The organism is Kribbella sp. NPDC050241 (genome assembly GCF_044459685.1).
Lineage (GTDB): Bacteria > Actinomycetota > Actinomycetes > Propionibacteriales > Kribbellaceae > Kribbella.
This window is the reverse complement of sequence record NZ_JBITJE010000007.1, coordinates 181,670-193,624: the sequence shown is the minus strand read 5'-3', so window position 1 is coordinate 193,624 and position 11,955 is coordinate 181,670. Positions and strand designations below refer to the sequence as shown.

Genomic DNA, 11,955 nt, shown 5'->3' with positions numbered 1-11,955 from the left:
ATGCGCTCATCCGTGAGCAAGGTCGTCGCGCTGGCCGCGGCCGGTGTGCTCGCCCTGGCGGCGTGCAGCTCGGACAAGGACAAGGGTGGTGCAGCGAACGAGACCTCGGCCGACGGCAAGGTCATCATCGACACGTTCACCCCGTCCGACTCCAGCACCAACCTGGACACCAACCAGGTCACCAAGATCATGAGCGACAAGTTCAAGATCCAGTTCCGTTGGCAGACCACGACGTACGACGCGGGACCGGCCAAGGAGAAGCGGCAGATCTCACTGGCCAGCGGTGACTACCCGGACCTGTTCTTCCTGATCCCGTGGGTGGACGCGTTCACCCAGGCCGAGGTGCTGAAGCTCGGTCAGCAGGGTGTCGCGGTCCCGCTCGAGGACCTGATCAAGGAGAACGCGCCGAACATCCAGAAGGTGCTGGACTCCAACAAGGAGTACAAGGAGATGTCGACCGCGCCGGACGGTCACATCTACGCGCTGCCGCAGTGGGCGGACTGCTTCCACTGCACCTACCCGGACAAACTGTGGATCAACAGCACCTGGCTGAAGAAGCTCAATCTGCAGCCGCCGAAGACGACCGAGGACCTGCGCAAGGTGCTGCAGGCGTTCAAGACCCAGGACCCGAACGGCAACGGCAAGGCCGACGAGATCCCGATGACCACCGACGTCCAGGACAGCAGCCTGATCGCGTACCTGATGAACGCGTTCGCGTATGACCCGGTCGGTGCCAACAACGGTCAGCGCTCGCTGCTCACCCTGAACGGCGACAAGGTCGTGACTCCGGTCAGCAGCCCGCAGTGGAAGGAAGGCCTGAAGTACATCGCCTCCCTCTACAAGGAAGGCCTGATCGACCAGGCCGCGTTCACCCAGAACGCGCAGGCGCTGCAGGCGCAGGGCAACAACCCGAAGGCGGTCGTGCTCGGATCGGTGCCGGTGCTGTGGCCGGGCATCTTCGTCCAGCTCGACTCCAAGGACGGCCGGGACAAGCAGTACGACTCGGTGCCGCCGCTGACCGGTCCTGAGGGCAAGAGCTACACGGGCTACAACCACCCGACCTCGACCGGTTACACCTTCATGCTGACCAACAAGGCCAGCAAGGAGGCGCAGGTCGCAGCGGTCAAGATGCTCGACTACATCTTCACCGACGAGGGCCAGATGATCTCCAACATGGGTCCGGAGGGTGTCGGCTGGAACAAGCCGAAGACCGGTGAGATCGCGCTCGAGGCGAGCACCAAGCCGCTGTACAACCCGGTCCAGAACGCTCCGAAGAACATCAGCTGGGGCGCGCTGGGGCAGTACAACAACACGCTGGCCTACCGGAACGCGCAGGTGGTTCCGAAGGACATCTACACCGGTGCCGGCCTGGAGCGGCGGTTGTTCGAGGCAACCAAGCAGTACGAGGGTCACGAGGACAAGGCGCAGTGGTTCCCGCAGACCTCGGTCTGGCCGGACCCCAGCCTGAGCGGTGAGACTGCGACCCTGCAGACCAACCTCAGCACCTACGTGAACCAGAACCAGTTGGCGTTCATCACCGGTTCGAAGAACATCGACACCGACTGGGACGCCTACGTGAAGGGTCTGGACAGCACCGGCATGACCCGGTACCTGGAGATCCAGCAGCAGGCGTACGACAAGTACAAGTCCGGGAGCAAGTAGCCCTTCATGTCCCACGAACTGTGGTTCCGCACCCCCGCGCCGGACTGGTTCGAGGCGTTGCCGCTGGGCAATGGTCACCTCGGTGCCAAGGTGTTCGGCCGGGTCGGTGCGGAGCGGATCGCCCTCAACCTGGACGACGTGTGGTCCGGCGACGGCCCGCGCGAGCTGACGGTGGCGGACGGTCCCGAGGTGCTGGCCGACGTACGACGGTTGTTGCTGGAGGACGGTGATCGGCTGGCCGCGACTGAGCGGACCCGGGCGTTGCAGGGTCCGTTGGTGGAGTCGTACCAGCCGCTCGCCGACCTGCTGATCGAAGCGCCCGGAGAACCACAGGACTACCGACGGAGTCTGGACCTCCGGACCGGGATCGCCGCCGTCGACTACACGGTCGACGGCGTGCGGTTCCGGCGGGAGACGTACGTGTCGACGCCGGACCAGGTGATGGTGTGGACGATCACGGCCGACCGGCCGGGTGCGATCGACCTCGACCTCAGCCTGGAGAGTGAGCATCCGGTACGCGTGGAAGTTGCCGACGGCACCTATGGTGTCGTCGGCCATGCGCCCTCGGATCTGACGATCGAGTACCGGCAGAGTCCGGACCCGATCCGGTACCGCGACGGTCACGGCGTCGGCTTCGGCGTCGCCCTACGCGTGGACAGCCTGGGCGGTGCCGTGGATGTGACCGACGCGGGTGTCGCTGTTCGCGGTGCCGACAGTGTGACGGTGTTGTTGTCGGCGGCAAGTACGTTCGCCGGCTGGTCGGTGCCGCCCGGCCGTGATCCGCTGGTGGCGCTGCGCGAGGCGATCGGCGTACTGGACGCGGTTGCCTTGGACAAGCTTCGTGGGCGGCACGTCGAGGACCACGTCGCGTTGTACGACCGCGCCGAGCTGGTCCTGGGTGAGCCTGGCGAACTGCCGACCGACGAGCGGATCAAGGCGGTGGCTGCCGGGGGCAACGATCCGGACCTGGTCGCGTTGATGTTCGGCTTCGGCCGGTATCTCCTGATGGCGTCGTCCCGGCCCGGGACCCAGGCCGCCAACCTGCAAGGCATCTGGAACACCGACCGCCGGCCGATGTGGGCGAGCGACTGGACCAACAACATCAACACCCAGATGAACTACTGGCCGGCGGATCTGACCGGCCTGGGGGAGTGCTTCGACCCACTCACCGACCTGCTGGAGGGCCTGGCGACGTCGGGCGCGCAGACAGCGAGAATCCTGTACGACGCGCCGGGCTGGGTGTCGCACCACAACGCGGACATCTGGCGTGCGACCTGGCCGGTGGGTGAAGGTGGCGACGACCCGGTGTGGTCGATGTGTGCGACCTGTGGCGTCTGGCTGACCGCGCATCTGATGGAGCATTACCGCTTCCAGCAGGATCTGGGCTTCCTCCGGGACCGCGCGTATCCGCTGATCGCGGGCGCGGCCGAGTTCGTCCTGTCGATGCTGGTCGAGGACGGCGACGGCCGACTGCAGTTCATCCCGTCGACCGCGCCCGAGCACCACTTCGTCCTTCCGTCCGGCGAGAAGGCGTCCGTCGACCTCACCTCGACGTACGACATCTGGCTGATCCGCGAGCTGTTCGCGAACCTGCATGAGGCCGAGGAGGTACTGGGGCTCTGCTCGGAGCTCGCCGTACGAGCCGCGGCCGCACGAGACCGTCTGCCTGCGGTGCGGATCACGCCTGACGGGCGGCTGTTCGAATGGCCGACCGACTGGCCACCATCTGAGCCCGACCACCGCCATCAATCGCATCTCTACGGGCTCTACCCGGGCGCGGAGATCGACCCGGCACGTACGCCGGAACTCGCCGCGGCCGCTCGTGCTTCGCTGGAATTGCGGACCGCGGGTGCGACCAACGGTGGCTGGACGGCCGCGTGGCTGGTCGCCCTGTGGGCACGGCTGTTCGACCCGGAGAAGGCGGCGGAGGTGATCCGGGACTATCTGAGTCGACTGGTTTCGGACAACCTGCTGCACCGCGACGGCGACATCTTCCAGATCGACGCCAACTTCGGCATGACCGGTTGCATCCCCGAGCTGTTGATCCAGAGTCACACCGACACGATTCGGCTGCTGCCGGCGCTGCCTGCGGACTGGCCGGATGGATCGTTCCGCGGCCTGCGGGCTCGGGGTGGTCTGAGCTTCGATGTCAGTTGGAGCGGTGGTCGGCTGACGGCCGTGTCCGTGGTCGCGGCGCAGCGCGGTACATACCGGATCGCGTGGCCCGACGGCGAGGTGACGGTGGAGTTGCCGGCCGCCCAACAAATGGACCTGGTTAGGACTGCCTAACCAAAGTTGTTGTAGTCTCGATGTCCGTGAAGACGCGCATCGTGGTAGTCGTTGCGGCAGCTATGCTGGTGCTGGCCGGGTGTGGTGGTGGCACCGACACCGGGAGTGCCGACACCGGGGTCGGTGACACCGACGTCGCGACCGGCGGACGGCTGTTCAAGACCGCCGATGAGGACACCGCCAAGCTCGGTTCGGACGCGCAGCCGGGCGTCTTCCCGCGGACGGTGAAGCACGCGCTCGGCGAGGCGAAGCTGGACAAGAAGCCTGAGCGGGTCGTCGTACTGGACAGCGGTGAGCTGGACGACGTACTGGCGCTCGGCATCACCCCGGTCGGGATGGCGACGACCGCGGGGCAGGCCGGCGTACCGTCGTACCTCGCGGACAAGGCGCAGGGGATCAAGACCGTCGGCGGGATCAGCGAGCTGAACCTGGAGGCGATCGCGGCGCTGAAGCCGGACCTGATCCTCGGCAGCAAGCTGCGCGCTAACGACCTGTACGACAAGCTGAACGCGATCGCGCCGACGGTGATGAGCATCCGGCCCGGGTTCCCGTGGAAGGAGAACTTCCTGCTGGTCGCGGACGCGGTCGGCGAGGAGGACAAGGCCACCGGGATCCTGAACGACTACCAGAAGCGCGCCGACGAGGTGAAGTCGAAGGTGGACGGTTCGCCGACGATCTCGCTGGTCCGGTTCCGGCCGGCCGAGATCCGGCTGTACGGCAACCTGTCGTTCATCGGCGTGATCCTGAAGGACGTCGGGCTGCCGCGGCCGAAGATCCAGGACGTACAGGACCTCGCGGTGGAGGTGTCGCAGGAGAACATCTCGCAGGCGGCCGGTGACTGGATCTTCTACTCCAGCTACGGCAAGCCGGACACCACCGCCGAGAACACCGTTGTCAACGGCAACCTCTGGAAGGCGCTGCCCGCGGTGAAGGACGGTCACGTAGCCCGCGTCGACGACGAAGTCTGGTTCCTCGGCCTCGGCCCGCTCGGCGCCATGGACGTCCTCACCGACCTGGAGAAACTCCTGAGCCCGAAGGGCTGAGAAGCTCCCCGCCCTTCGCTTCGCTCAGGGCGGGGAGGTAGGAGGAACTCCTGAGTCCGAGACCGGGGCCGGGATCAGTCGAGGGCGCGGCCGCGGTCGGTGACGGTGACGTCGGGGGCGTACCGGGCGACGGCTGCGACGAGGTCGTCGTAGGGGAGGGGCCGGCCGAGGATCTCGACGGTTCCGGGCCATCGGCAGGACGGACCCCAGCTTCTCGAACTCCGGGCGAGCGAGGTTTCGTCGTGCACCAGCACGACGAGGTACGGTTCCCAGACCTCGTCGCCTTCGGCGTTCACCTCGTGCCGTTCCACCCGGCAGACACCGTGTACGTCGGGCCAGGCGATCATGCGGCGTTGCTCACCGCCCAGGTGGATCCCGGCAGCGTCGATCGACAGCAGTACGTCGTCGGAGTCGGCCTCGCGCCGCTCCTCGATCGTTGTCACGGCACCGACCAGAAGCAGCACCGGAAGGCCGACCGCGAAGATCAGCGGCGTTCCGCCGAAGGACAGCCAGATGGCCTCGAGGGGTTTGCGGACCGGTTCGCCCCTGACCAGCTGCACGACTACGCAGAGCACGGTGAGCAGCACCATCAGCGCGAACAGCACCGTGCCGAGGTACAGGACAGTCTTCGTCGTCCCGAGTCCGCGACGCTTGACGACGAACGGCTCGGCGGTCTGCACAGACGGCATAGTCGCATTGTCAGGGCTCTCAGCCCTTCGCACCACCGTCCTCACAGAATGCTATGACCGTGTCTGGTCATTTCGGTCCGGACCGGTCCTTCCTAGGGATGAAAAGCCACGCCGGACCCTGTGGCGGGCTTTGGTCCGGACCGTGTGTCCGCAACAATCGCTGCATGCCGGACCGCCAGACCGCTGTCGCAGCACCGAAACCGCCGTCGCGGGCCAATAGCCGTGGACGCCGGAAGAACGGCAAGTGGCGTCGTGGCTGGTTCATCGCCGTCCTCGCGGTACTGTCCGCCCTTCCGCTGCTCTTCCATCGCTGGGTGCCGAACTCGGTCGGCAACCTCGGCAGCCTGCTCGACACCTTCCTGCCCTGGGTGGGCGTCGCCATACCCATCCTCGGAATCGCGGCCCTGGTACGACGTTCCGCTATCGCCGGTGTCGCGTTGCTGGTACCCGCGGTGGTGTGGGGCCTGATGTTCGGCAACCTGCTGATCCCCGGCAAGGGTGGCGGTGCCTACGACGTGCGTGTCCTGTCGCACAACGTCGACGCGGACAACCCGAACCCGAAGGCGACGGCACAGGATCTGCTCACCGCCGACGCGGACGTGATCGCCCTCGAGGAGGTCACCGCGGCGGACATGAAGGTCTACAAGGCGGCGTTCGCCAAGACGTACCCGTACCAGGTGGCCCGCGACACGGTCGGGCTCTGGTCGAAGTTCCCGGTGGCGCAGAGCGAGTCGGTCGACGTCGGCTTCAAGTGGACCCGCGCGCTGCGGGCCGAGGTGAGCACCCCGCAGGGCAAGGTGGCGGTGTACGTCGCCCACCTGGCCTCCGTGCGGGTCGGCACCGGCGGCTTCACCTCCGGCCAGCGCAACGACACGATCAAGGCGCTCGGCCGCCAGATCTCGGACGAGAAGCTCGCCGGGGTGATCGTGATGGGCGACTTCAACGGTACGGCGAACGACCGCAGCCTGGCTCCGTTGACCACCGGACTGCGCTCGGCCCAGGGCGCGGCCGGCTACGGGTTCGGCTTCACCTGGCCGGCCAAGTTCCCGATGGCGCGGATCGACCACATCATGGTGCGCGGCGTCACCCCGACCAAGGCCTGGGTGATGAGCTCCACCGGCAGCGACCACCGCCCGGTCGTCGCCGAGATCCGGATCTAGTCTCCTGCGATCCCGTTGCGGTACGCGTAGCGGACGGCTTCGGCACGGTGCCGGGCGCCGATCTTGGCGAAGGTGTTGTTGATGTGGGTCTTCACAGTCACCTCGCTGATGAACAGTTGCTTCGCGATCTCCGGATTGCTCAGTCCGCCCGCGATCAGTCGCAGTACCTCGGTCTCCCGCGACGTCAGTCCGGCGGCGTCCTTGGCCGGCGCATCCGGCGTCAGGCCGGCGATCAACCGCCGCGACACCTCGGGATCGAACGTCGACTGCCCGGCCGCGGTCGACCGCAGCGCCGCACCGATCTCCGCCCGGCCGGCGTCCTTGGTCAGGTAGCCCCGCGCCCCGGCCCGCAGCGCGGTCGCGATCGACGCGTCGTCGGCGTACGTCGTCAGCACCAGTACGGCGACGTCCGGGAAGCCGGCCGTGATCCGGGCGGTCGCCTGGACCCCGTCCAGGACCGGCATCCGCAGATCCATCAGCACGACATCGACGTTGCCCTGAGCAACCAGATCGACGGCTTCGGCGCCGTTCGCGGCCGCGCCGGTCACCTCGATGTCGTCGAGCAGTTCGAGCAGGGCGACGAGTCCCTCGCGCACGACCTGCTGGTCGTCGGCCACCACGACCCGGATGACGTCACTCATCGCCTACCTCCGCGACCACCAGCCAGTCGTCCCCGTCCGGACCTGCTGTCAGCGTGCCACCGACCAGGGCCAGCCGCTCCCGCATCCCGGTCAGGCCGAATCCTTCGCCACTCGTCGCTCCCTTGTTACGCACCGACAGCCGGACGCCGTCGCCGTACGCCAGTTCGACGTCGACCGCCTGCCCGGGCGCATGCTTCGCCGCATTCGTCAGCGCCTCCCTGGCGGCGCCGAGCAAGGCCACGGTCACGCCGGACTCCGATCGCTGCGACTCGCCCAGCACCGTGAGCCGGACCGCGGTGCCGTGGTCGTTCTCGTGCTGCTCCGCCAGCACGGCGATCGCGTGGGAGAGCTCCGGTACCTCGTCGGCCCGCAGCGCCGCCACCGCGTTGCGCGCCTCGGCCAGCCCCTGTACGGCGAGACGCCGCGAACGGCGGATGCGGTCGAGTGCACCGGCGGTGTCACCACGTTCCTCCAGCAACGCCTCTGCCACCTCGAGCTGGACACTGAGTGCGCCGAGCGAGTGCGCCAGGACGTCGTGCAGGTCGCGAGCGATGCGGCCGCGTTCCTCCAGGGCCGCTGCGCGGGCGTGTTCGCTCCGGGCCAGCCGACTCTGTTCGAGCAGTTGCTCTGTTTGCCGGGCCTGGACCTCGTACTGACGGCGGTTGAGGCCGAACGCGATCAGGACGGCGGTCCACAGCAGTTGACTGAAGAACCAGCTGTCCGGGTGGCCGAACCACCAGGCCGAGACCGCGTAGGCGGCCGCCGTACAGATGGTCGCGGCAACGATCGGGCGGTTTCCGCGGACCACGCCGTCCCGGAGGAACTGCATCACCGCGATGTCGGAGACCGCGACCAGGACCAGCGCCAGGGCGTTGGAATCGTCCACTCCGGCGGTCGCGGCGCCGATCACCGCGACCGCGGTCAGCAGTCCGAGGGCGACGTGCTTCCGCGTCGCCATCAGGGCGGTGCCGGCCATGAACAGGGCCAGTCCGGCGCTGAGCACGATCCAGACCCGGTGATCGTCGGGCCGCGCGGTCGCCAGCACGGCGATCACGACGCCAGTGGTGAGCACCCGGCCGACCCAGCCGCTCTCGCCGTGCGGCCGCGCCGGCAGGACCGCCGCCAGCCTCGCCTTCGCATTCACGTGCTGGTGTACTCCTCCGCGTCGGTGTGGGCCTTGCTCTGGATGACCAACGACTGGGTGAGCAGATTCGCGCCCAGGGTGAGGAGCAGCGAACCGCCGCCGGACGTGACCGTGGCACCGATCAGGTGCCCGAGTCCCGCCAGGCCGAGCCGGACGACCAGATAGGCCACCATGATGCCGAGTCCGGGCGCGCCGAGCCTGAAGAACACCTTTCCCGCGCGCCGCTGGACCTGGGCGACCCGCCCCGTGGCGACGCCCGCCATCAGTGCGACGCCGGCCCCGGTGACCAGCAGAACCACGTCGGCCACACCGAGGTGGAGGTGCTTGTCGTACATCTGGTAGATCCCGACGCCGATCATCAACACCGGGCCGCGCCAGACATCGGCGTCGGAGTTCTCCAGCTCCGACCAGGACAGCCGGCGGGCGATCACGACGACCACGATCGCGACCACGACGAGAGCGTTGGGCAACGTTCCGAAGGACATGTCACGGACGGTAGGCGGCCACGGTCCTCTCGCGGACCGTCCACGGGTGGAGATCGAGGTGGAGAAACCAGGAGTAACTCGCGGCCGTGGCGGCTCGTTGTGGGACCAGTAGGCCAACTGGTCCCACAACGGAGGACGGTCGCATGGTCGGTACTCGAACCCTTTCCAGAAGAGCCTTCCTGGCGCGGGTCGGCGTGCTCGGCGCGGCCGTCGGAGGCGGCGGCCTGCTCGCGCGCAGCCTGCTGGCCCCCGCGGACGCGGCGACGAACTCGTTGCTGCCACCCGCCGTGGACCTGATCCGGCCGGTGCTGGCGGAGCTGGCCCGGGACACGCTGAACGGGCTCACCGTCTTCGCGATGCCCGGCCGGGACCCGTACTCACGGACCCAGGGCACCCCGAGCCCGACACCGGGGGCGATCGAGGCCGGCGCAACCGACTTCATCATCAATTCGCTGGACAACTTCGTCCCGTTCCCGGACGCGATCGCGCAGCCGGTCGGCGCCGCCCTGGTGACGGGCCTTGCCGACTCGGGCATCGAGCTGCCGGGTCTGGAGGTGCTCCCGGTCCAGCTCCGCCGGCTCGATCGCGCCCTGGCGGAGTACCTGGACAGCGACGAGGCGCTGCCGCTGTCGTTCCCGATCGCCGGCCTGCTGAACCTGATGGCGACCCAGGTGAACCCGCTCGCCGTGAACGGTCCGCATCTGTCGCCGTTCGCCCGCCTCTCGTACGCCGAGAAGGCGGCGGCGTTCGAGTTGATCGAGCAGACCGACGCGGATCTGCTCGCCCTGCTCGACCTGCAGTTCCCGGAGCCGCTGAAGGCGTCGGTGTCCGGGCTGCTGAAGTTCGTCGGCGGCGCGCTGATCGAGTTCGCCACCTTCGGCGCGTACGGCGAATCGGCCGTCTACGACAAGGTGAGCTGCACGCTGCGGGAGCGGCCGGTCGGCTGGAGCCAGACCGGCTACCAGCCGCAGGGCCCGGTCGAGGGCTGGGACGACTTCATCGGTTACTACCAGGGCCGTCAGAAGGTGAGCGACTGATGCGCGACGTCATCGTGATCGGAGCCGGCGGCGGTGGCCCGGTGGTGGCCAAGGAGCTGGCCGCGCAGGGCCTCGACGTCCTGCTGCTCGAGGCAGGCCCGCGGCACGCGAAGCCGCGCGAGGAGTGGACGACGTTCGAGGACGACGCGAACAACCCGCTCACCGGCTATCTGCGCTGGGGCCCGTCCGACCGGGAGAAGCCGGCCTGGTACCGGGAGTGGCCGCAGAACTCCTTCGTCTGGCAGCTGTCCGGCGTCGGCGGCACCACGCAGCACTTCTACGGCAACTACCCGCGCGCGTACCCGGGCGTCTTCGAGGGGTACGACGGCCCGGACCGCACCGGGTACGACGTCGACCACCGGTTCCCCTTCACGTACGGCGAACTGGTGCCGTACTTCGAGTGGGTCGAGGCCACCATGCCGGTGATGACGGCGGCGATGGGGCACAAGGAGCAGACGTTCTTCCGCGGTGCCGAGACACTCGGGCTGCCGGTGCAGACCACCAAGACCACGCATCGCCCGGCGTACCGGCCGCAGGAGAACGCGATCCTGCAGCCGGGCGGGACGGCCGGGAAGACGTCGGACAAGGACCTGCTGGTCTATCCGAAGGCCACCGGGTGCACGTTCTGCGGCTACTGCTTCCAGGGCTGCATGCGGCCGAACGGTGCCCCGCGCAACCAGTTCGCCAAGCGGTCGACCGACAACAGCTACGTGCCGATGGCGCTGACCGCGGAGGTGTGGTCGAAGGGCGGCAAGCCGGTCGAGCTGATCGCCGACGCCTTCGTCACCCAGGTCCACACCGAGCGGCGGCACGGCGTACTGACGGCGTCCGGGGTGACGTGGCGGTCCGGTGGGTCCGAGCATCGCGAGGACGCCAAGGTCGTGGTGATGTCCGGCGGCTGCACCGAGAACCCGCGGCTCTGGTTGAACAGCGGTCTGCCGAACCCCAACGGCTGGGTCGGCCGCGGCTACACCGACCACTTCTTCGACTGGGTGTTCGGCGTCTTCGACGACTACACCGGCAACCCGAAAGGCGTCGGCTCGAGTGCCCGGCTCGAATACCCGCCGTACGGCGGCCTGGAGAACGTCGGCCTGCCGCCGGCGCTGATGGCGTTCGCGGGCACGCTGTCGGACAGCGGGATCCGTGGCCAGTACACGAACGGTCGCGGCCGCACCGGACCGTGGGACGGACCGGCCGGCCGGGTGATGGGGCCGGAGCTGAAGGAGGTCCTGTCGCACGGGCTGGACCGGCTGCTGAGCGTGCTGGTGATCACCGACGACGACGTCGAGGCGCAGAACCGGGTCACGCTGTCGGCGTTGCCGGCCGACGAGAACGGGCCGATCCCGAAGGTCACCTTCAAGCAGCGGCAGCGCACCGCGCGGACGCTGCGCAACCGCGAGTTCATGGCCCGCAAGGCGGCCGAGCTGCTGCGCGGTGCCGGCGCGAAGAAGGTCTACCGGATCGACTGGGCTCCGCTGATCCTGCACGTCCAGTCGTCGATGCGGATGGGGGCGTCCGAGCACAACTCGGTCCTCGATCCGCGCGGCGAGACCCGGGCGGTGAAGCGGCTGTTCATCGCGGACAACTCCGCGCTGTCCAACGGCCTGGGCGGCCCGAATCCGACGCTGACCTCGCAGGCGCTGGCGACGCGGACGGCCGAGAAGATCTTCGAGACGTACTTCGACGGCGATCCGTGGGTGCACTCGAGTGCCCCCGTGGTCTCCACGGATCCGCGGATCAGCGTGCGGCTGGGGCAGCTCGGACTGTGATCGTGTCCGTTTGACGAACATCGGCGTCCGGTCCGA

General features: G+C 68.2%; 10 protein-coding genes. 6 read left to right on the top strand and 4 right to left on the bottom strand.

The window, feature by feature from the left end:
* From ACIBG5_RS29875 to ACIBG5_RS29865, 3 genes are read left to right on the top strand one after another with little or no spacing between them, the layout of a single operon-like run.
* The gene (locus ACIBG5_RS29875) at positions 1 to 1,662 is read left to right on the top strand and encodes an ABC transporter substrate-binding protein (RefSeq protein WP_396394817.1); all 1,662 of its coding nucleotides are present in this window, start codon (positions 1 to 3) and stop codon (positions 1,660 to 1,662) included.
* Between the two features lie 6 nt (positions 1,663 to 1,668).
* On the top strand, positions 1,669 to 3,951 hold the full coding sequence (locus tag ACIBG5_RS29870; RefSeq protein WP_396394815.1) for a glycosyl hydrolase family 95 catalytic domain-containing protein: 2,283 nt from the start codon (positions 1,669 to 1,671) through the stop codon (positions 3,949 to 3,951).
* A gap of 26 nt (positions 3,952 to 3,977) precedes the next feature.
* Complete coding sequence (locus tag ACIBG5_RS29865; RefSeq protein WP_396394814.1) at positions 3,978 to 4,994, top strand: ABC transporter substrate-binding protein; 1,017 nt, start codon at positions 3,978 to 3,980, stop codon at positions 4,992 to 4,994.
* Between the two features lie 74 nt (positions 4,995 to 5,068).
* Here the strand turns inward: ACIBG5_RS29865 and ACIBG5_RS29860 are convergent, their stop codons facing one another.
* Positions 5,069 to 5,683: a hypothetical protein gene (locus tag ACIBG5_RS29860; RefSeq protein WP_396394813.1), complete on the bottom strand. Its 615-nt coding sequence runs from the start codon at positions 5,681 to 5,683 to the stop codon at positions 5,069 to 5,071.
* Between the two features lie 164 nt (positions 5,684 to 5,847).
* On the opposite strand from ACIBG5_RS29860, the gene ACIBG5_RS29855 reads away from it, so the two are divergent.
* Positions 5,848 to 6,843: an endonuclease/exonuclease/phosphatase family protein gene (locus ACIBG5_RS29855; RefSeq protein ID WP_396394812.1), complete on the top strand. Its 996-nt coding sequence runs from the start codon at positions 5,848 to 5,850 to the stop codon at positions 6,841 to 6,843.
* On the opposite strand, the gene ACIBG5_RS29850 is transcribed toward ACIBG5_RS29855, so the two are convergent.
* Genes ACIBG5_RS29850 through ACIBG5_RS29840 form a run of 3 tightly spaced genes read right to left on the bottom strand, consistent with a single transcriptional unit; the run spans position 6,840 to position 9,113 of the window.
* Positions 6,840 to 7,484 carry a response regulator gene (locus ACIBG5_RS29850; RefSeq protein WP_396394811.1) on the bottom strand — a complete coding sequence of 215 codons (645 nt, stop codon included), beginning with the start codon at positions 7,482 to 7,484 and terminating at the stop codon, positions 6,840 to 6,842. The genes ACIBG5_RS29855 and ACIBG5_RS29850 overlap by 4 nt on opposite strands.
* Positions 7,477 to 8,628, bottom strand: coding sequence for a sensor histidine kinase (locus ACIBG5_RS29845; RefSeq protein ID WP_396394810.1), 1,152 nt, complete (start codon positions 8,626 to 8,628; stop codon positions 7,477 to 7,479). Before ACIBG5_RS29845 ends, ACIBG5_RS29850 begins: the two co-directional genes overlap by 8 nt.
* Positions 8,625 to 9,113 carry a hypothetical protein gene (locus ACIBG5_RS29840; protein WP_396394809.1) on the bottom strand — a complete coding sequence of 163 codons (489 nt, stop codon included), beginning with the start codon at positions 9,111 to 9,113 and terminating at the stop codon, positions 8,625 to 8,627. The genes ACIBG5_RS29845 and ACIBG5_RS29840 overlap by 4 nt, the downstream gene beginning before the upstream one ends.
* A gap of 143 nt (positions 9,114 to 9,256) precedes the next feature.
* On the opposite strand from ACIBG5_RS29840, the gene ACIBG5_RS29835 reads away from it, so the two are divergent.
* Both ACIBG5_RS29835 and ACIBG5_RS29830 read left to right on the top strand, forming a co-directional pair.
* Positions 9,257 to 10,150 carry a hypothetical protein gene (locus tag ACIBG5_RS29835; RefSeq protein WP_396394807.1) on the top strand — a complete coding sequence of 298 codons (894 nt, stop codon included), beginning with the start codon at positions 9,257 to 9,259 and terminating at the stop codon, positions 10,148 to 10,150.
* Positions 10,150 to 11,919: a GMC oxidoreductase gene (locus ACIBG5_RS29830; protein WP_396394806.1), complete on the top strand. Its 1,770-nt coding sequence runs from the start codon at positions 10,150 to 10,152 to the stop codon at positions 11,917 to 11,919. The genes ACIBG5_RS29835 and ACIBG5_RS29830 overlap by 1 nt, the downstream gene beginning before the upstream one ends.
* The last annotated feature ends 36 nt before the right edge of the window (positions 11,920 to 11,955 follow it).

Coding starts and splice junctions, on each gene's coding strand:
- ACIBG5_RS29875 (WP_396394817.1), top strand. CDS start 1: ATGCGCTCATCCGTGAGCAAGGTCGTCGCGCTGGCCGCGGCCGGTGTG.
- ACIBG5_RS29870 (WP_396394815.1), top strand. CDS start 1,669: ATGTCCCACGAACTGTGGTTCCGCACCCCCGCGCCGGACTGGTTCGAG.
- ACIBG5_RS29860 (WP_396394813.1), bottom strand. CDS start 5,683: ATGCCGTCTGTGCAGACCGCCGAGCCGTTCGTCGTCAAGCGTCGCGGA.
- ACIBG5_RS29855 (WP_396394812.1), top strand. CDS start 5,848: ATGCCGGACCGCCAGACCGCTGTCGCAGCACCGAAACCGCCGTCGCGG.
- ACIBG5_RS29850 (WP_396394811.1), bottom strand. CDS start 7,484: ATGAGTGACGTCATCCGGGTCGTGGTGGCCGACGACCAGCAGGTCGTG.
- ACIBG5_RS29840 (WP_396394809.1), bottom strand. CDS start 9,113: ATGTCCTTCGGAACGTTGCCCAACGCTCTCGTCGTGGTCGCGATCGTG.
- ACIBG5_RS29835 (WP_396394807.1), top strand. CDS start 9,257: ATGGTCGGTACTCGAACCCTTTCCAGAAGAGCCTTCCTGGCGCGGGTC.
- ACIBG5_RS29830 (WP_396394806.1), top strand. CDS start 10,150: ATGCGCGACGTCATCGTGATCGGAGCCGGCGGCGGTGGCCCGGTGGTG.